This is a genomic window from Pseudomonas sp. NCHU5216, from assembly GCF_052156495.1.
Classification (GTDB): Bacteria; Pseudomonadota; Gammaproteobacteria; order Pseudomonadales; family Pseudomonadaceae; genus Aquipseudomonas.
In genome coordinates, this window is sequence record NZ_JBQLIX010000027.1 from 31,375 (window position 1) to 51,348 (window position 19,974).

The window sequence follows — 19,974 nt, forward strand, 5'->3', positions numbered from 1 at the left end:
GTCAGAGCTTCCAGGTCACGCGCACCCCGAGTTCACGGGGTGGGCTGTAGACGGTGACGAAACCGTTCTGGTAGCCGACGGCGTCGTATTCGCGATCGGCCAGGTTGTTCACGTAGCCGCTCAGTTCCCACTGCTCGTAGCGCACGCCTGCACTGAGGTTGACCAGGGCATAGCCCGTGCGCTCGTACTGGTTGGCGGCATCCAGATATACCTTGCCGCTACCGGTCAGGTTGCCCTGCACGTACCAGCCTTCGGGGTCGTCGTAGCGCAGGCCCAGGTAGCCGGTGAGGTCGGGAGCGAAGGGGTTGTGATGGCCGTCGTAGTTGGCGCTGCCATCGCGGAAGCGGTCGAAGCGCGTGTGGTTCCAGGCCACCCCGGTCTGCACGCTCCAGCGCGCGCTGAGCAGGTATTCGGCATCCAGATCCAGGCCCCTGGAGGTGGCGCTGGCGGCACTGGTGATGTACTGCACGCCCGGAAGCGGCATCTGCATCACCTGCATGTCACTGATATCCATGTAGTAGGCCGCCAACGAGTAGCGCAGGCGCTCGTCGAGCACGCGACCTTTGACGCCCAGCTCGTAGGACCAGACCTCCTCCGGCTCGAACGCCGCGTAATGAGTGGCGGCGGAGAGCACGTTGAAGCCGCCGTTGCGCACACCCTTGCTGGCGCTGAGGTAGACCTGATTCTGCTCGGCGAAGGCGTACTGCAGCGCCACCTTCGGCGAGAACGAGGACCACTGCTTGGACTGGTTGGCGTCATTGCGCGGGTCTATGCCCACCCGGTAGCGCTCCACCCGCGCGCCCAGCGAGAGAGTCCAGTCCGGCGTCAGGTGCAGGTTCCAGTGGCTGAAGGCGGCCAGCGTGCGGCTGTTTTGATCAAGGCGCAGTTCCTGCACGAAGGGGCCACGCTGGCTGACGTTGCGCAGGTCGTTGTCGCTGCTGTCGACGTAAACCCCGGCCAGCCAGTCGGCGATGCCCCACTGCCCTTCCAGGCGCAGTTCCTGGGACAGGGTGCGCAGGCGCAGATCGCGAGCCAGCATCGAGAGACTGGCCGCAAGGAAGTCGGTGTCCTGCTGGATGCGGTCATGGAAGTCGTTGTAGGCGGTGATGGAGCGCAGCCTCAGGCTGTCGCTCAACTCGTGGCCGATGTTGAGCGACAGGGTCTGGCCCCAGGAGCGGTTCCAGCTATCTGTACCCGAGGCCACATGAGCGCGCCGCGCCGTGGGCGCGCCCCACAGCGAGGCATCGTCGTCATAGGCCTGGCGCGTGTAGCGCAGCACCAGGTCGGTGCCATCCTGGGGCACCAGGCGCAGGCCGGCATTGAGGTTGTAGCGCTCGCGATCATCGGCCCGCTTGCCATCGGTATCGTTATGGATGAAGCCATCCTGGCGCTGCCACTCGCCGGACAGGCTGCCGAACAGGCGCTCGTCCACCAGTGGGCTACTCAGGGCGAAGCGCGTGGCGCGCTTGTCGCGGCTACCCGCTTCGGCCGAGACGCTGGCCCGCGCCAGTTCGTCCATCGGCTTGCTGTACACCGCGATCACCCCGGCTTCGGCATTGCGCCCATAGAGGGTCGACTGCGGCCCACGCAGCACCTCGATGCGGTCGACATCGACGAAGCGGTTCTCGAAGCCCTGGGCGGTCAGGGTCGGCACGTCGTCCACCAGCATCAGGGTGGAGGTGGACAGGGCATTGAAGTTGGCGGTCAGGCCACGCATCACCGGGGAGTTGATGCCCGATTGGCCAAAGGGCTGGAACGACAGCCCCGGCACCCGCCCCTCCAGTTGCTCGAAGCCGCTGATGTGCTCGTCCTCCAGGGTCTGCCCGTCGATCACCTTGACGCTGGCCGGCACCTCATCGAGGCTGCGCTCGACCTTCTCGGCATTGACGCTGACCTCCGGCAAGCTCAGCACCTGAGCGGCCTGGAGCAGCGGGCTGGAGAGCAACAGCGCAGTGCTGAGCCAGGTGCGAGTGTGGCAACGACGACTACTTCTTTTCATGGTGGATCTTCCTTGCTGGGCGCTGGGCGCCGATGGTTACTGAGTGGGTTGAGCCAGCAGCCGCGCGTAAGCGTCGCAGCGTGCCAACAGTGCCGTGTGGGTGCCCTGGTCCTGCACCTGGCCGTCTTCGAGCAGTACCACCCGGTCGGCCTGGGCGATGCTGCTGGGGCGGTGGGCGATGAGCAGCAGCGTGCGTTGCCCGCGCAGGTTCAGCAGGGCCTGCTGCAAGGCGTGCTCGCTGTGGGCGTCGAGGCTGGAGGAGGCTTCGTCCATGACCAGCAGCGGCGCCCGCGAGAGCAATGCGCGAGCGATGGCGATGCGTTGCCGCTGGCCGCCGGAAAGGCGTGCCCCACCCTCCCCGCAGCGGGTCTGATAGCCCTCCGGCAGGGCCTGGATGAAGTCGTGGGCCTGGGCCTGACGCGCAGCGTTCTCGATTTCCTCGACGCTGGCGTCGGGACGCGCCAGACGCAGATTGCCCTCGATGCTGTCGTCGAACAGGTAGGCGTCCTGGCCAACCCAGGCAACGCTCTGGCGCAGGTCGGCCAGGGGCATGTCGCGCACGTCCACACCACCGACCCGGATCGCCCCGCCTTCGACGTCGTAGAAGCGCATCAGCAAATTGGCGCAGGTGGTCTTGCCGGCGCCGGAGGCCCCCACCAGCGCCACCATTTCACCGGGGCGTACCTGGAAGTCGACGCCCAGCAGGATCGGCCGATCGCCATGGCTGAAACGCACCTGGTGAAATTCCAGGCTCGAACCCTGGGCTTGGCTCTGACCGTTATCCTGCACCCGCGCCGGCTGGCGCAGCAGCCCCAGCACACGCCCGGCACTGGCGCGCACCGCGCCGAGCTGGCCGGCCTCACGGGCTACGTCGGCCATGGGTAGCAGGGCCGCACCCACCAGCATCACTGCCAGGGGCACCTGGGCCAGTTGCAGCAGGCCAAGCTGCAACAGCCAGGCGCTGCCGAACACCGCGCTCAGCAGCGCCAAGGCCTGGATCAGCTCGATCACACCCTGCTCGGCGCCGCTGCGCAGGGCGTAGCGGCGCTGCTCCAGGCGCAACCGCGCGAGCAGGCGAGCCAGGCGGGCACGCCAGGCACCTTCCTGGTTGAACAGAAGAATCTCCCGGCGCGCCTCGATTCCTTCCAGCACCTCGGCATTGAGCCCGGCCAGAGCCTGGCTCATTGCCTGGCCCTGACGCAGGGCCCGGCCACCCAACCAGAACGGCACGCTGGCCAGGGCCAGGAGGAACGGCAGCAAGGCCAGGGTCAGCCAGGGCTGGATCCAGGCCAGCGCCAGCAGGGCCGCCAGGGGCACCAGCACCGCGCCGATGGCATCGGTCAGGGTGTGGGCGAAGAAATGTTCCAGGGCCTGGGCGTCGTGCAGCGCCACGTTGGCCTGCTCGCCCCGGCGCACGCCGGCCTGGGTATCCGGGGCGGCACGCTCCAGCCCCTCGTAGCTGCCGACCTGCAGCGTCTCGATCAGGTGGAAGGCGAACACATGGGAAACATGCGCCTGCCACCAGCGCCCGCCGGCACCGGCCAGCGCACAGGCGAGCATCGCCAGCGCCACCGGTTGCCAGAGGCTGGCCGGCGCGCCGGTAAGCGCCAGGCCGGTCAGCCAGCCACCGAGAGCCAGGCTGCCCACCAGGCCAACCTGGGCCACCAAGGTGGCGAGCAGGGTTTGCGCCAGCAGCGCGGGTTGGCCAGCCGACAGCCGCAGCAGGTCGCTCCAGCGGCTGCCTGCGCCGGCGTGGATTGCACGGGGGTTGCCTTTCATGCGAGGGCTCCTTGGCGTTGGGGCTGGGCTTCGTGTTCGTGCTGCAGGGCCCAGAGGCGTGCGTACAGACCATTGCGCGCCAGCAGGCTGCGGTGGTCGCCGCTCTCCACCAAGCGCCCCTGATCCAGCACCAGGATGCGGTCGGCATGGCGAACGGTGGCCAGGCGGTGGGCGATCACCAGCAGCGAGCGCTGCCCACGCAGGCGCTCGATGGCCGCACCGATATGGGCCTCGCTGGCCACGTCGACGTTGGCGGTGGCCTCGTCGAGCAGCAGGATCGGCGAGCCCTTGAGCCAGGCACGAGCAATCGCCACGCGCTGGCGCTGGCCACCGGAAAGCCGGTTGCCGCCTTCACCCACCGGCGTCGCCAGGCCCTGTTCCAGGCTGGCCACCCAGGGCTCCAGCGAGGCCAGGCGGCAGGCTTCGGCCAGGGCCTCGGAGCTGGCGTGCGGCGCGCCCATGCGCAGGTTGTCCTCCAGGCTGCCGTGCAGTAGCACGCTGTGCTGGAATACCCCGCTGACGCGCTGGTAGAGATCGGTCGAGCACAACTGAGCGATGTCCACACCGCCCAGGGTGACGCAGCCTGCCTCAGGGGTGATGAAGCGCAGCAGCAGCGCCGCCAGGGTGGACTTGCCCGCCCCGGACGGCCCGACCACGGCCACGCACTGACCGGGTTCCAGGGTGAAGCTGAGATCCCGCAGGGCCGGCGTGTCGCTGCCGGGCCAACGGAAGGTGACGCCCTGGAACACCAGATCGCTGGATGTCGGCAGCGGCTCGGGCCGGATCGGTTCCGGCACCGGCGGCTGCGCTGCCAGCAGCTCATCCACTGGAGCGGCAGCGGCGTTGCCCGACCAGGCGACATGAAAGGTCTTGTCCAGCTTCTCCAGCGTGCGAAAGGCTTCCCGGGCCAGCAGCACCGTGGCCAACAGGGCGAAGGCCGACAGCTCGCCGGCGCGGGCCTGCGCGACGCTGAGCAGCGTGACCAGGGCCAGGCCACCGAGGCTGAGCAGTCCGGTGGCGCCGTTGCGCATGAGAATGCCGTGCAGCACGGCCATCGCCTGCTGGCGCAACGCCTGGGCCTGCTGGCGCAACGCATCGCGGCGACGATCCTGGGCGTTGAACGCCTTGAGCGTGGTGACCCCGCGCAGGCTGTCGAGCAGGTGCGCCGAAAAGCGCCCGATGCTGGCGAACAGGCCGCCGGCCGAGGGCCGCCGCCAGCGCAGCCAGAGGCGGTCGACCACCGGCAGCGACAGGGCACCGAGCGCCGCGACCAGGGCCGAGCGCGGATCGAACTGGGCCATCAACAGCAAGAGCCCGCCGCCGCCCAACGCGGCGCCGAGCACCGCCGGGACATAACGGCTGTAGTAGGCCTGCAGGGCCTCGACGTTATGGATCAGGGTGGTGCTCAGTTCGGCGCTGTCGCGCTCACCGGCCGCCTGCCCGCTGACCCGCAGCACCTGCGGCAGCAGAGGCTCGCGCAAGTGTTGCCGGGCCAGCGCGGCGGCCCGCATGGTCAGCACCTCGGCACCACCGTTGAGGGCGATGCGCAGCAAGGTCAGGCCGAGGAAGGCGCCCAGCGGCGGCCACAGGGACGCCAGTGGCCGGCCATCGAACAGCCCGGCCAGGGCCCAGGCCAGGCACAGTGCCAGGCCAGCGTTGCACGCGCTGAGCGCGAGCTGGCCGCAAGCGGCCAGGGCAATCGCCGGGCGCAGCGGCCGCGAGAGGTTCCACAGCACGCGTTTCATGCGTCCTCCCCGGCGTTGCCGCGTACCGCCCAGATGCGCTGGATCGGCAGGCCGCGCAGGGGCGCGGACTCGATCTGCTGCCAGCCCTGCTCCTGCAGCAGGCGCTGCACCCAGGCCAAGGCATGGCAGTCGCCGGCCTCGGTCAGGCTGAGCATCTGCGCCGCGAACAGGCGCGGGATGGCCTCCTGCTGCGCTGGGGCATCGGAACGCATGAAGCCGGCGATCAGCAGCCGCCCGCCAGGTTTCAACCAGGCCTGCAGGCGGCCCAGCAGGCGTCGGCACTCGGCCTCGTCGAAATGGTGCAGCACCTGGCTGAGGATGATCAGATCCACCGGCTCGCCCGGCTCCACGGTGAAGATGTCAGCCCCGATGAAGCGCGTACGCTCGCGCACCCCGAAGGCCTCGGCGGTATGCCAGAACAACTCGGCGCTGGCCGGCCAGTCCACCCCGCACAGGCTCAGCGCCGGGCATTCGGCGGCCAGGGTGAAGCCATAAGTGCCGTTGCCACAGGCCAGGTCCAACACGCGCGGCTCGTCGCGCTGAGCAAGCCAGGGCAGTACCTGCTGCGCCAGGCGCTGGGCGGTGACCCGCGCGGTGTTGGCAATGCCCTGGGAGAACTCGCCCCAGTAGGGGTGGTTGGCGGCCTCCAGGCTCTGCGGCAGCACGCTGCCACCGGCCACCACCGCCTCCTTGAAGTGGCGGAAGGCGTCCCACATCAGGTCGGCGCTGTAGACCTGGGCCAAGCCGCCCACGTAGTGCGGCGAACTGCGCCGCAGAAAGCGCTCGGCCAGCTCGCCGAGACGGTAGTAGGCCTGCCCCGGCTCCTGTGCGAGCAGCCCGAGGCCGGCCAGGGCGTCGAGCAGGATGCGCGTGCCGCGCTCGCTGGCACCGATGCGTACGGCCAGGGCGCGGGCACTGGCGCCCTCGCCCAGGTGGTCGAACACCTGCAGTTCGATGGCGGCGCGCAGCACCCCGGCCCGTTCGACGCCCATCAGCAGGTCGATCACCGGCTGCGCCGAAATGGCCGGGCGCGGCGCCTGCAGGCTCTGCAGCAGCGCGGCCTGGTCGACCTTGCCGGACGGTGCCAGAGGCAGTTCCGCCACGCAGGACAGGGCATCGGGCTGTTGGTAGGGCTGCGCGCCCACCTCGTCGTCGAGAAAACCGCGCAACTGCGCCAGGGTCAAAGGCGGCTGCCCGGCCTTCATCACCACGAAAGCGTGCATGCGCGTGGCGCCATCCGCCTGCGGGGCATTGAGCACCACGCACTGGGCGATGGCCGGGTGCTCGCGCAGCAGGTGCGCCACCTCCACCAGGTTGACCTTGTGCCCGCCGCGCATCAGGGTGTCGGCGCGGCGCCCAACGATGCGCAGTCGGCCTTCGCCGTCCACCAGGCCACGGTCGCCCAGGCGCACCCAGCCCTCGGCATGGCGATACTGGCGATCCAGCTCCGGGGCGCGGTAGTAGCACATCGGCGTCATCGGCCCACGGGCCCAGATTTCACCCGCCTCGCCCACAGCGCACTCGCGCGCCTGCTCGTCACGGATGCTCAGGCTGACCACCGCCGGGTCGGGCCGCCCGACGGTCTGCACGGTCACCTCGGGGGCATCGTCCAGGGCCGTGTGGCAGGCCACGCCGTCCGCCGAGCCGTAGGACTGCACCAGGGCGCAGCCGAAGTGGCGGCGCACGCCGGCCAGGGTCTGCGCGCTGAGGGCCGAGCCGCCACTGACGATGGCCTGCAGCGAGGTGAAATCCAGTGCCTGCTCCGCTGGGGCTTGCAGCAGGGGGCTGGCCAGCAACATGTCCACCATGTTGGGCCCGGCGAACAGGTGGGTGACGCGCTGCTGGTCGATCAGGCGCAGCACGGCGTCCGCCTCGAAGCGGTCGAGACAGATCAGCGCACCGCCCAGCGACGCCAGGGTACAGGGCGTGCCCAGCGAACCGAACGGCGAAGCCAGCGGCACGGCGAACAGCGCGCGCATGGTCTCGGGCTGACTGGCCAGGCCGTTGAGGTAGGCGCTCTGCCCACCGACCAGGGCATTGTGGGAATAGAGCACCAGCTTGGGCTCGGATTCGGAACCCGAGGAGGCAATCAGCCGGGCGCCGGCATCGGCATCCACCCTCAGGTTTTCGCTGTTCCAGGCCGGCCCTTCCCAGCACTGATCCAGATCCGCCCAGCCCGGGTAACGCTCGCCATGCACCAGCACATGGGCCAGCGCCGGTAACTCGGGGCGCAGGCTGTCGACCAGCGCGGCGTAGTCGGTTTCGCCCACCTGGCGTTTGCAGATCAACACACGCGCGGCGGACTTGCCGAGCATGGCCAGGGTGTCGCGCTTGCGCCGCCCCATGGGGTACGGCAGCACGATGCCGCCCAGAGCGGCCACGGCCAGATCCACCGCGCAGGCGCGCCAGCCATTGGGCAGGTTCACCGCCACCACCACGCCCGGCCCCACCCCTAGCTGGTGCAGAGCCTGGGCCAGGCTGAGGCTGCGCGCGCGCAACTGGGCGAAGCTCAGGCTCGCCGCGCCCTCGGTCACAGCAACCGCCAGCGGGCGCGCCCGGGCGATGTCGAGGAAGGACTCGAACAGGCTCTTGCCCGGGTAGATGCCCTCGGCACGCCATTGCGCACGGAGGCTGGCGGGAACGCAATCCGGGGCTTGGTAGGCCTCGATGGACTGCAGGGTGGACAGGGGTTCGTTGAGCATGGGTGTCGACCTCAGTTGATGATCCAGGGGCTGGCGCTGCGCAGGCCGTATTCGTCACGGCTCAGGGCACCGGCCAACCAGGGGTGAGCGCCGACATCGGCGGCGCAGCGGGAGATACGGCTGGCGGGGATGCCCCGCTCGGCCAGGTGAGCCAGGGCGGCGGCGCTGGCCAGGTGCGCGAGGCCGTCGACTTCGCGCGGGCTGCCGCCGTCGAGCAGCAGTTGGCCGTCGGCGCAACCGAGTACCAGGCCCGCAGGGGCGTTGGCGGACGCCAGCAAGAGGCCTGCCGCCCCTGCCATGCTCGAATCGAGAGCACTGCTGCGGCCATGGACGTGGCGCTGGTAGAGCGCGGCGACCACGCCCTCGGCCAGCGCCGCACCACCCAGCACATCCACCAGGGTGAGCAGCGCTCCGGCCGGCCGGTCGTGCTGCTGGATGCACGCGGCCAGGCCGCTGTGGGCCTGAATCATGAAATCGGTGCCTAGCGGGTCGTCCGCTGCGGGGTGGCGGCCGCTACCGGAAGCCGAGGCATAGACCAGACCGGGGGCATGCCGGCGCAGCACCTCGGGCGTCAGCCCCAGGCGTTCCGCGCGCCCTGGCGCCCAGTTGTGCAGGAAGGCGTCGCAGCCGCCGAGTAGTTGCCCCAGGCGCGCCCGCCCCGCTTCGCTGCGCAGATCCACTTCGAGCCAGGCCTTGCCGCGGTTGATCGCCTGGAAATGCACGGACAGGCCACCCACCAGCGGCGCCATGCCGCGCATCGGGTCACCGCCTGGTGGCTCGATGCGCGTGATCTGCATGCCCAGCTCGCGCAGCAGGTGGCCTGCCAGCGGGCCCTGAATCAGGCGGCAGGCTTCCAGCCCGGCCAACCCGGCCAGGGGCTGTGCTGCGCCAGACGCGGCAGGCGCCAGAACGCTGGCTGGCAGCGGCTCGTCGAAGGCCCAGGGGCCGTCGGGCTGGCTCGGTGCAGGCGCAAGACGCAGGGCACAGAGGCTCACCCCGGCGTCACGGGCCAGACAGCCCAGATCCGCCAGACGATGGCGCGCACAGGCCTGGAACAAGGCGGGCGGCAGCCACGCCGTGGCTGTGGTGTAGCGTTGCATGAACGGCGGCCAGGCAGCGGCGATGTCGACCATGGGCACGCCCAGGCCCTCCCAGAAACGACGCCAGGCCTCCGGGTCGAGGGCCTCCAGCTCGAAGCGCACGCCGTCGCCGCTAGTGAAGGGCGGGCGCAGCCAATCGTGCGCTCCCGGCACGGGCAACACCTGCCCGGCATCGTCCATCGCCAGGTACTGAGCCATCGCCAATACCCCGGCACCGCCCAGACTGAGGTGCACGGCCTGGCTGCCACTGCCACGGCACTGCCCCAACAGGGCCGCCACCCCAGCGCTGCACGCCAGGGAAGCCGTCAGCACCGACAGGTAATCCACGCCCAAGGCGAATACCCCACCGGCACTGCGCGCATGCCAGCCCGTCAGACCGCAGGCGGCCTGGGCCAACACCTCGCTCGCCGGCTGAGAGCCCGAGGGCCAGCCGCGCACATGCAGGCTCACCTGGGCACCGCCAGCGCCCTCCAGCCTGGCCACCAGTTGGCCGTCCTGGCTGCGCTCACCCTCCAGTTGGCGTACCTGCACACCCAACCGGCGCATGCGCAAGGCCAATGCTTCGCGGGTGGCCTGCAGCCCTTGCGGGGCCTCGGCCAACCACAGGCTCACGCCATTCAAGGGCCGTATCGCCATCGACTGCTCCTTCTGCTGCTTTCTGGCTACTGCTGGGCCTGTCATCGGTGAGCCGCGCCGGCCCTCTCAGAGCGCCACGACGATTCGATGAAGGTCATGGAGAGCGATCATACTTTCTTGCCTAATGATAATAATTCGCATTACATATGCTATCCGGCGATTTTCATATGCAGGTTCGCCGAGGCGGTTCTTTAGCCGCTTTGGCTGTGCTCTGATGAATCGGCGGTTCCAGTCACGGTCGGTGATGACTGAGTGCGTGCGGGGCATGCACACGAGTGAATAAGGAGCAATCTGCGATGAACGCTTTGGCACAACCCAAGCTGGCCAGCGCCCAGCAGCTCAAGGAGTGGACCCGTCAGCAGACGGCATCGGCCCAGGGGCAGACGCTGATCGAACGCCTGGACTGTGAGGCCGGCTTTTCCCTGGTGCGTTCGCGAGTGTCCTCGGGGCGCATCCTGCGCGAGGCCTGCGAACACGATGGCAACGACCGTACCCTGGTCATTACCTTCGGGCTCTCCGGCCAGTCCGAATTTCTCGACCGGGCCGGCAACGTCCTGCCCTTCGCGGCGAACCACACCACCGTCTCGGTGTTCCAGGCCGGCACCGGTGAACGCCGCTACGCGGCCAGCGAACCCATCCAGCAACTGCGTCTGGTGGTGTCGGAATCGACGCTGGCCCGTTACATCGGCCCCGAGCGCTGTGGGCGCCTGCTGGGCAAGGCCCTGCACCACAATGAAAGCTTCCGCCAGATCGCCCACGCCGGCAGTTGTGCCAGCGAGCATCTGCGCTTCTTCAGGAACCCGCGGGTCGGCGAACATGATGGCCTGCGCCAGCGCATCCACGCCCTCAGTCTGCTGGCCGAGCAGCTCAACCTGCTGGCCCCTGCCACCGCTCAGGTCGAGCGTGTGAGCAGCCGTGATCTGGATGCGATGGAGCGCATCGAGGCCTATATGCGCGCCAACCTGGGCCAGCCGCTGAGCAATGCCTGCCTGTGCACCGCGCTGGGCATCAGCGAGTACAAGCTCAAGGAGTGTTTCCGCCAGGCCTATGGCACCAGCCCCGCCCACCACCTGCTGGAGATGCGCATGCAGCGGGCGCAGGAAATGCTCGCAGCCGGTTACCGGGTTTCGGAGACGGCCTATCAGGTGGGCTACCAGCACCCGAACAACTTCAGTGCCGCCTTCATCAAATTCTTCGGTTACACCCCGAAGTCGGTGCGAAGCGGCCGTTAGCCCCAAGCAGGCTGTTTTTAACGACGGCCAGGCAACGCAGGTAGTTTTTCAACAGCCTGCTAACCCCAACCCAGGGATCTGACATGAACAACCCATCCAACGTCCGCCACATGGCGGACGCAGGGGCCGCTTGCGCCTTGCAAACGCCCCTGTGCCTCAACCTCAACGAGTCGCCTTACGGCGTGCCGGCGGCCGCCCTGCAGGCGGCGAGCCAGGCCATCGCCCAGTCCTCGCGCTACCAGTTCGAGCAGGTGGAGGCGCTGCGCCAGGCCCTGGCCCAACGGCACGCAGTACCGCTGGATTGGGTCTCGCTGTACCCCGGCTCCAACCGCGCCCTGCACTATGCCACCCTGGCCTTCACCGGCAGTGACGCGCCCCTGGTGGTGGCAGTGCCGGGCTACCCGGTGCCGGAACAGGCCGCACGCCTGCACGAGCGGCCGGTGCGCCGGGTGCCGCTGCTGGAGAACGGCGCACATGACCTCCAGGCCATGCTTTCGGCCAGCGCCGGCGGGCTGATCTACATCGCCAACCCGAACAACCCCACTGGCACCATCACGGCGCAACCGGCCCTGCTGGAACTGCTGCAAAGGGCCGGCGCTCAGGCCGAGTCGCCGGTGGTGCTGATCGACGAGGCCTACCTGGAGTTCAGCGACGAGCCCTCGATGGTCCCGGCCATCAGCGCCCACCCGGGCCTGATCGTCACCCGCACCTTCTCCAAGCTTCACGGCCTGGCCGGTTTGCGCCTGGGCTACGCCATCGCCCAGCCGGCACTGCTCGAGCGCATCCACACCCAGCCGGCCCACGACGTGCCGGTGCCGGCGGTCGCCGCCGCCCAGGCCTGCCTGCTCGACGAGGCAGAATGCGCCCGGCGCAAGGCCGCCAATGCTGCCGAGCGCGAGGCCTTCTGCGCCTGGCTGGAACGTCAGGGCCTGCGCTACAGCCCGTCGCACAGCAACTGCGTGCTGATCGACTGCCAGCGCCCGGCGGCGCAGGTGATCGCCACCCTGGCCGCAGACGGCATCCGCGTCGGCCGCCCCTGGCCCGGCCTGGAACAGCAGCTACGCGTCACCCTGGGTACCTCCGACGAAATGACCCGGCTCAGGCAAGCGCTGAGCCAGGCCCTCGACCTGCCATGGAGCTGAACATGACCGCTTTCACCCCCGCCGCCCTGCCCCGCACCCTCGGCCCGCTGATCCGCGAGCAGGCCCCGCTCAGCGCGGAGGAGCGCGCCCGTTACAGCCGCCACATCCTGCTACCCGAATTCGGCCTGGCCGGCCAGCAGCGCCTGAAGAACGCCCGCGTGCTGGTCATCGGCGCCGGTGGCCTGGGCTCGCCCACCCTGCTCTACCTGGCGGCAGCCGGGGTCGGCACCCTGGGCATCGTCGACTTCGACCGGGTCGACGCCTCCAATCTGCAGCGCCAGGTAATCCACCGCATGGACAGCCTCGGTGAGCTGAAGACCGAGAGCGCCCGGCGCACCCTCGCCGCACTCAACCCGCATGTCCAAGTGAACCTGCACGACCTGCGCCTGGACAACGACAACGCCGTGGCCTTGTTCCAGGGCTACGACCTGATCATCGACGGCGCCGACAACTTCGCCACCCGTTACCTGGCCAACGATGCCTGCGTCCTGGCGGGCAAGCCCTATGTCTGGGGCTCCATCTACCGCTTCGAGGGCCAGGCCAGCGTGTTCTGGGAAGACGCCCCCGGCGGCGGGCTGAACTACCGCGACCTCTACCCCGAACCGCCACCGCCGGAGCTGGCGCCGTCCTGCTCGGAGGGCGGGGTGCTCGGCGTGCTCTGCGCCGCCGTGGCCTCGGTGATGGGCACCGAAGCCATCAAACTGCTCACTGGCATCGGCGAATCGCTGCTGGGCACGCTGATGGTCTACGACGCCCTGCGCATGCGTTACCGCTACCTGCCCCTGCAACGCGACCCGCAGCGCCAGCCCATCACCGCCCTGCAGGACTACCCGCAGCTCTGCGGCCTCGGCCAACCCGCGCAACCACCGGCGCAGGTGCCGCTGATCAGCGCCCTCGAACTCCAGGGCCTGCTCGGCAGCGATCAGCCGCCGCTGCTGATCGACGTGCGTGAGCCCAGCGAGTGGGACATCGTGCATATCCAAGGCGCGCATTTGCTGCCCAAGGCCCATGCCCTGGCCAGCCTCGGCCAGGGACCTATCGCTGACCACGAGCAGCCCTACGTCATCTATTGCAAGGGCGGCGCCCGCTCCCGCGAGGTGGTCGAGGCGATGCTCGCCGCCGGCTACCGCAACGTGCGCAACCTGCAGGGCGGCGTGCTCGCCTGGGTAGGCGACGTTGCCCCCGACCAGCCCCGCTACTGAGAACGGTCCGATGCTCAGCCTGCCCACCGCCCTGCGCGATGCCATCGCCCATCAGGCCCGCACGGAACACCCGCTGGAATGTTGCGGGCTGATCGCCGCCATCCCCGGCCAGCCGCAAAGCATGCGCCTGGTCCCGATGCACAACGCCGCCCAGGCCGAGGACTTCTTCAGCTTCGAGCCGCTGCAGCAACTGCGTATCTGGCGCGAAATGAACGCCCGCGGCGAAGTGCCCCTGGTGCTCTACCACTCCCACACCGCGTCGCGGCCCTACCCCAGCGACACCGATGTGGAGTACGCCGCCGCCTTTCCCGAGGTGTTCCACCTTATCGTCAGCACCGATCCCCGCTTCGACCTGTCGATGCGCTGCTACCGCATCGAGGACGGCCGAATCCTGGAACAGGCGCTGGCTTTCGACTGATCGTTTGGCCCCCGACCACGAGGAACCGACATGTCCATCACCATCCACATCCCCACCACCCTGCGCGACCTCACCGCCGGCGCCGCTCAGGTCATCGCCGAGGGCAGCAACCTGAGCGAAGTCATCGACGACCTGGAGCGTCGCTGGCCAGGCCTGGAGCAACGCCTGCTGAAGAACCGCACCCTGGTGCGTTTCATGAACCTGTACGTCAACGACCAGGACGTGCGCTTCAACGGCGGCCTGGATGCCCGTGTCGCTCCCGGCGACGAAATCACCATCCTGCCTGCCGTTGCCGGCGGCCAGCAGCGCCGCAACCCGGCATAGGAGCGGCCGCCATGGGATGCCCCTATTCCGGCGCCAGGGCCAGCCTGGCCAGCAGCGGCGACGGCCGCTACAGCGACTACCTGAGCCTGCAGCACATCCTGCACAACCAGGTGCCGCGCTCGCAGGTGCCCGACGAGTTGCTGTTCATCATCCAGCACCAGACCGCCGAACTGTGGATGAAGCTCATGCTCCACGAGCTCACCCTCGCCACCCAGCACCTCGGTCGGCAGGATCTGCCCAGCACCTTCAAGGCGCTGACCCGGGTGCAACGGGTGATGGAGCACCTGATCCATGCCTGGAACGTGCTCGCCACCCTCAGCCCCAACGACTTCCTGGCCATGCGCCCAGCGCTGGGCAGTGCTTCCGGGCACCAGTCGGTGCAGTTCCGCGAGATCGAATTCATCCTCGGCAACAAGTGCGCCCGCCACCTGGAGGACCATGCCCAGGATCCGGCCGCCCTGATCGCCCTGCAGGCCCGCCTGCTGGCGCCCTCGCTCTATGACCAGGTGATCCGCCTGCTCGCCGCGCGCGGCCTGGGCATCGAACCAGCCCGCCTGCAGATAGCGGCCGACGAGCCCACCCGCTATGACGCCTCGGTGGAAGCGGCCTGGTTGGTGGTCTACCGCAACCCCGAAGCGCACCGCGAGCTGTACGAACTGGCCGAGCAACTGGTGGCACTGGAAGACAGCGTCAGGCACTGGCGCTTCCGCCATATCGGCATCGTCGAGCGGGTCATCGGCCGTCGCCAGGGCACTGGCGGCAGCAGCGGCGCCGACTACCTGCGCAAGACCCTCGACGCCGTGCTGTTTCCCGAACTGTGGAACCTGCGCACCATCCTCTGAACCCTGGAGCTTGTCCGATGGCTGAACACCGCACCGCCCTGATCGTCGGCGGCGGCCTCACCGGCCCCCTGCTGGCCTGCCTGCTGCAACGCCAGGGCTGGCAGACCCACGTCCTCGAACGCCGCCCCGACCCGCGCCGACACAGCACCTCGGCGGGCCGCTCGATCAACCTGGCTCTGGCCGAGCGCGGCCTGCAGGCACTGCGCCAGGCCGGCCTGGATGCCGCCGTGCTGGCCGGCGCGGTGGCCATGCACGGGCGGCGAGTCCATGCGCCAGGCTCGCCGGAGCAGTTCCACGCCTACAGCAGCCGCCCCCAGGACGCCATCTGGTCGATCCAGCGCGGCCGCTTCAACCAACTGCTGCTCGATGCGGCGCAGGCAGCCGGCGTGCAACTGCATTTCGACACGGTGCTGCAGCAGGTCGACTGGACGCGCCACGAGGTCATCGCCGCCGGTCAGCGCTGGCCCTTCAACCTGCTGGTGGGCGCCGATGGGGCGGACTCCGGCGTGCGCCGGGCCATGGCCGAAGAAGCCCCTCTGGGCGAACGCCGCGAACAGCAGCCACATGGCTACAAGGAACTGAACATTCCCGCCTCCGGGCGCCTGCTGGCCGATGCCCTGCACATCTGGCCACGCGGCGGGCATATGTGCATCGCCCTGCCCAATATCGACGGCAGCTTCACCAGCACGCTGTTCCTGCCCCACGACGACGGCAGCACCGACTGTTTCGCCCAACTGGCGGATGGCCCCAGTGCGCGCCGCTGGTTCGACAGCCATTACCGCGACCTGTCCGCCGAACTGCCGACCCTGGAGGCGGACTTCGAGCGCAACCCCATCGGCCAGCTCGGCACCCTCTGGCTGGAACGCTGGCACGCTCGGGGCTGCGCCGTGCTGGTGGGCGATGCGGCCCACCCGATGGTGCCGTTCCACGGCCAGGGCATGAACTGCGGCCTGGAAGACGTGCTGGCCCTGGCTCGTCACCTGAGCTCACCTCGCCCACTGCAAGCAGCCCTGCAGGCCTACGCCGACGAACGCCGGCCCAACGCCAACGCGATCCAGGCCATGGCCCTGGAGAACTACGTGGAAATGCGCGAGCGGGTGAGCGCGGCGGATTACCTGTTGGAGCGCCAGCTCGCCAGTTGGCTGCACACCCGGCACCCGGATCGTTTCGTGCCGCGCTACAGCATGGTCACCTTCAGTAGCCTGCCCTACGCCACCGCCTTCGCCCGCGGCAACGTGCAGGCCCGTCTGCTCAAGGAGGCCGTGCAGGGTTGCGAAGGCTTCGAGCAGATCGACCTGGGCAAGGTCGAGCGCCGCTTGCTCGAACAGCTCGAGCCCCTGCAAGCGCTGGTGGGTGCCGCATGACCCGCGACCCCTTCGGCCTGCACCTGCCGCTGGCGCTGCGCGAGCGAGCCTATTCGCCGAGCAGCCTCGCCCCCGCGTTCGCCGAAACGCTGCAGCGCTACCGCGAGCAAAGTCAGGCCGCCGTGGCCCGTTGCGGCCCCGTCGAGGTGCAGCCCTACGGCCCATCTCAGCGGGAGAAGATCCTCCTGCTGCGCGCGCCGCAGCCGGCCAGGGCCACGCTGGTGTACGTGCATGGGGGTTACTGGCAGGAGCTGAGCGCCGAGGACTCGCTGTTCCCCGCCCCCGGCCTGCATGCCCAGGGCTACGACCTGGCGGCGGTCGGCTATAGCCTGGCCCCCGAGGCCAGCCTGGAACGCATCGTCGAACAGGTCGCCAACGCCCTGCGCCATCTGCGAGCGCGGCTCCAGGCTCAGAGCCACGCACCGCGCCTGATCCTCGCCGGCAGCTCGGCCGGGGCACACCTGGTGGCCATGATGCTCAGCCAGCCCTGGGAAGGGCCACCGCCCTTCCAGGGCGCCCTGCTGATCAGCGGCATCTACGAGTTGGCGCCGCTGATCGGCACCTACATCGACCAGCCCCTGCAACTCACGGCGCAGCGCGCCGGCCATCTCAGCCCGCTGCACCGCGAGCCCACCTGCAAAGTACCGGTGGCCCTGGCCTGGGGCGAGCATGAAACCGACGCCTTCGTGCAGCAGAGTCACGCCATGACCGACCACCTGGCCCGTCACCTGCCGGTCACGGCAAGCCAGACCTGCGCAGGGCGCGACCATTTCGACATTCTCTTCGACCTGGCCGAGCCCGACAGTAGCCTCGGCCGTTGCCTCGGCAGCCTCAAACCGGAGCCCATAGGATGAACCAACGCCCCTGCCTCAACGATCAGGCTATCCAGGCCATGGCCCAGGCCGCCCGTACCTTCGCCAGGCAGCAGCAGTGGCCCGTCACGGTGGCCATCGTCGACGACGGCGGCCACCTGCTGCATCTGCAACGCCTGGCAGACGCCAGCCCCATGAGCGTGGAAATGGCCATCGCCAAGGCCCGTACCGCAGCGCTGACCCGGCGACCGACGCAGTTCTACGAGGATCTGATCCTCGGCCAGGGCCGCCTGTCCTTTCTCGCCACGCCAATGACCGGCCTGCTCGAAGGGGGCCTGCCGATAAAGGTTGGCGACAGCGTGGTCGGCGCCATCGCCGTGTCGGGCGTCACCTCGGCCCAGGACAGCCAGGTGGCCCAAGCCGGAATCGACGCGCTGGCGAGGGGGTGAAGCGCTGAGCGCGCGCAACGGGAAAGTCTCGCTACTCTCCGTTTGGGCGAAGCATTTCCGGCATCTGGCGCAGGTGCGCTCATCGGGACGGGTGCCGATACCACGGGCTGCCGCTACAATGCGCCCCTTGCCCGTGTCGCCTGATAAAGAAAAACGCCATGTCCTTGCCCAAGAACCACCTGGAACTGCTCAGCCCTGCCCGCGATGTCGAGATCGCCCGCGAGGCCATTCTGCATGGCGCCGACGCCGTCTATATCGGCGGCCCCAGCTTCGGCGCGCGGCATAACGCCTGCAACGAGGTGAGCGATATCGCCGGGCTGGTGGAGTTCGCCCGTCGCTATCACGCGCGGGTGTTCACCACGATCAACACCATCCTGCATGACGACGAGCTGGAGCCAGCCCGCAAGCTGATCCACCAGCTCTACGATGCCGGCGTGGATGCGCTGATCGTGCAGGACATGGGGGTGATGGAGCTGGACATTCCGCCCATCGAGCTGCACGCCAGCACCCAGACCGATATCCGCACCCTGGCGCGGGCCAAGTTTCTCGACCAGGCCGGTTTCTCCCAACTGGTACTGGCCCGCGAGCTGAACCTGCAGGAAATCCGCGCCATCAGTGACGCCACCGACGCGGCCATCGAGTTCTTTATCCACGGTGCGCTGTGCGTGGCCTTCTCCGGTCAGTGCAACATTTCCCATGCGCAGACCGGGCGCAGCGCCAACCGTGGCGACTGCTCGCAGGCCTGCCGCCTGCCCTACACCCTCAAGGATGAAAAAGGCGGCGTGATCGCCTACGAGAAACACCTGCTGTCGATGAAAGACAACAACCAGAGCGCCAACCTGCGCGCCCTGGTGGAGGCCGGCGTGCGCTCGTTCAAGATCGAGGGCCGCTACAAGGATGTGGCCTACGTGAAGAACATCACCGCCCATTACCGCCGCGAGCTGGACGCCATCCTCGAAGATCGCCCGGATCTGGCCCGCGCTTCCAGCGGTCGCACCGCGCACTTCTTCGTGCCCGACCCGGACAAGACCTTTCACCGTGGCAGCACCGACTACTTCGTCACCGAGCGCAAGGTGGACATCGGCGCCTTCGACTCGCCCACCTTCACCGGCCTGCCGGTCGGGCATGTGGAGAAGGTGAACAAGCGCGATCTGATCGCCGTCACCCATGAGCCGCTGTCCAATGGCGACGGTCTCAACGTGCTGGTCAAGCGCGAGGTGGTGGGTTTCCGCGCCAACATCTGCGAACTCAAGGGTGAGTTCGAGGAAGACGGCGAGAAGCGCTATCGCTACCGCGTCGAGCCCAACGAAATGCCCGAGGGCCTGTTCCGCCTGCGCCCGAATCACCCTTTGAGCCGCAACCTCGACCACAACTGGCAGCAAGCGCTGCAGCGCACCAGCGCCGAGCGTCGCATCGGCCTGAGCTGGAAGGCCGTGTTGCGTGAAGACGCCCTGACGCTCACCGCCACCAGCGAGGAAGGCATCAGCGTCGAGGTGGCCCTGCCCGGCCCCTTCGGCGCCGCCAACAAGCCGGAACAGGCGCTGGACGGCCTGCGCGACCTGCTCACCCAGCTCGGCACCACCATCTACCATGCCCAGGGCGTGACCCTCCATGCACCACAGGCGTTCTTCGTGCCCAACTCGCAGCTCAAGGCGCTGCGCCGCGAGGCCATCGACAAGCTGACCGAAGCGCGCGTCGCCGCTCACCCGCGCGGCCGCCGCAAGGCCGAGAACGACCCGGCACCGGTGTACCCGGAGTCGCATCTGTCGTTCCTCTACAACGTCTACAACCAGAAGGCCCGCGACTTCTACCACCGCCACGGCGTGCAACTGATCGACGCGGCCTACGAGGCCCACGAAGAAGAAGGCGAAGTGCCGGTGATGATCACCAAGCACTGCCTGCGCTTCTCCTTCAACCTGTGCCCCAAGCAGGCCAAGGGGGTCACCGGCGTACGCACCAAGGTGGCACCGATGCAGCTCGTCCACGGAGACGAGGTGCTGACCCTGAAGTTCGACTGCAAGCCGTGCGAGATGCACGTGATCGGCAAGATGAAGGGGCACATTCTCGACCTGCCGCAACCGGGTAGCGCCGCCACCCAGGTGGTCGGCCAGATCAGCCCGGACGACCTGCTCAAGACCATTCGCAAACCCAGCGGTTATTCGCACTGAGTCACGGCATGCCCCCGTGCCCTTGCGGCGGCATGTCCCTTGAATGGGCACCCTCGTCCC

15 protein-coding genes are annotated in these 19,974 nt (G+C 68.7%); 10 read left to right on the forward strand and 5 right to left on the reverse strand.

The features are described from left to right. Position 1 precedes the first annotated feature (1 nt). The 5 genes from ACSVIK_RS17775 to ACSVIK_RS17795 are packed head-to-tail and all read right to left on the reverse strand — an operon-like array spanning position 2 to position 9,961. Entirely contained in the window at positions 2–1,999 is a 1,998-nt protein-coding gene (locus ACSVIK_RS17775; protein ID WP_442445567.1) for a TonB-dependent receptor, read from the reverse strand. Between the two features lie 36 nt (positions 2,000–2,035). After that, on the reverse strand, positions 2,036–3,778 hold the full coding sequence (locus tag ACSVIK_RS17780) for an ABC transporter ATP-binding protein (RefSeq protein WP_442445568.1): 1,743 nt from the start codon (positions 3,776–3,778) through the stop codon (positions 2,036–2,038). Continuing rightward, the gene (locus tag ACSVIK_RS17785) at positions 3,775–5,523 is read right to left on the reverse strand and encodes an ABC transporter ATP-binding protein (protein WP_442445569.1); all 1,749 of its coding nucleotides are present in this window, start codon (positions 5,521–5,523) and stop codon (positions 3,775–3,777) included. Before ACSVIK_RS17785 ends, ACSVIK_RS17780 begins: the two co-directional genes overlap by 4 nt. Next, on the reverse strand, positions 5,520–8,225 hold the full coding sequence (locus ACSVIK_RS17790; RefSeq protein ID WP_442445570.1) for an AMP-binding protein: 2,706 nt from the start codon (positions 8,223–8,225) through the stop codon (positions 5,520–5,522). The genes ACSVIK_RS17785 and ACSVIK_RS17790 overlap by 4 nt, the downstream gene beginning before the upstream one ends. 11 nt (positions 8,226–8,236) lie before the next feature. Then, positions 8,237–9,961: a CoA transferase gene (locus tag ACSVIK_RS17795; RefSeq protein WP_442445571.1), complete on the reverse strand. Its 1,725-nt coding sequence runs from the start codon at positions 9,959–9,961 to the stop codon at positions 8,237–8,239. A gap of 296 nt (positions 9,962–10,257) precedes the next feature. Between ACSVIK_RS17795 and ACSVIK_RS17800 the strand changes: the two genes are divergently transcribed. The 10 genes from ACSVIK_RS17800 (at position 10,258) to ACSVIK_RS17845 (ending at position 19,914) form a co-directional block, all read left to right on the forward strand. Next, a complete protein-coding gene (locus tag ACSVIK_RS17800; protein WP_442445572.1) occupies positions 10,258–11,193 on the forward strand; it encodes a helix-turn-helix transcriptional regulator in 936 nt (311 codons plus the stop codon). 83 nt (positions 11,194–11,276) lie between these two features. Further along, positions 11,277–12,335: an aminotransferase class I/II-fold pyridoxal phosphate-dependent enzyme gene (locus ACSVIK_RS17805; protein WP_442445573.1), complete on the forward strand. Its 1,059-nt coding sequence runs from the start codon at positions 11,277–11,279 to the stop codon at positions 12,333–12,335. 2 nt (positions 12,336–12,337) lie between these two features. Continuing rightward, positions 12,338–13,537, forward strand: a complete 1,200-nt coding sequence (gene moeB / locus ACSVIK_RS17810) for a molybdopterin-synthase adenylyltransferase MoeB (protein ID WP_442445574.1) — start codon at positions 12,338–12,340, stop codon at positions 13,535–13,537. A gap of 10 nt (positions 13,538–13,547) precedes the next feature. Beyond that, entirely contained in the window at positions 13,548–13,955 is a 408-nt protein-coding gene (locus ACSVIK_RS17815) for a Mov34/MPN/PAD-1 family protein (RefSeq protein WP_442445575.1), read from the forward strand. Between the two features lie 30 nt (positions 13,956–13,985). After that, positions 13,986–14,279 carry a MoaD/ThiS family protein gene (locus tag ACSVIK_RS17820; protein ID WP_442445576.1) on the forward strand — a complete coding sequence of 98 codons (294 nt, stop codon included), beginning with the start codon at positions 13,986–13,988 and terminating at the stop codon, positions 14,277–14,279. Positions 14,280–14,290: 11 nt separating this feature from the next. Next, entirely contained in the window at positions 14,291–15,121 is an 831-nt protein-coding gene (locus ACSVIK_RS17825) for a tryptophan 2,3-dioxygenase (RefSeq protein ID WP_442445577.1), read from the forward strand. A gap of 17 nt (positions 15,122–15,138) precedes the next feature. Beyond that, positions 15,139–16,485 (forward strand): FAD-dependent oxidoreductase, encoded by a 1,347-nt coding sequence (locus ACSVIK_RS17830; protein WP_442445578.1) that lies wholly within the window; start codon positions 15,139–15,141, stop codon positions 16,483–16,485. Continuing rightward, positions 16,482–17,339, forward strand: a complete 858-nt coding sequence (locus ACSVIK_RS17835) for an alpha/beta hydrolase (protein WP_442445579.1) — start codon at positions 16,482–16,484, stop codon at positions 17,337–17,339. The genes ACSVIK_RS17830 and ACSVIK_RS17835 overlap by 4 nt, the downstream gene beginning before the upstream one ends. Then, positions 17,336–17,746, forward strand: a complete 411-nt coding sequence (locus ACSVIK_RS17840; protein WP_442445580.1) for a GlcG/HbpS family heme-binding protein — start codon at positions 17,336–17,338, stop codon at positions 17,744–17,746. The genes ACSVIK_RS17835 and ACSVIK_RS17840 overlap by 4 nt, the downstream gene beginning before the upstream one ends. Before the next feature lie 158 nt (positions 17,747–17,904). Further along, entirely contained in the window at positions 17,905–19,914 is a 2,010-nt protein-coding gene (locus ACSVIK_RS17845; protein WP_442445581.1) for a peptidase U32 family protein, read from the forward strand. Positions 19,915–19,974: the final 60 nt, after the last annotated feature.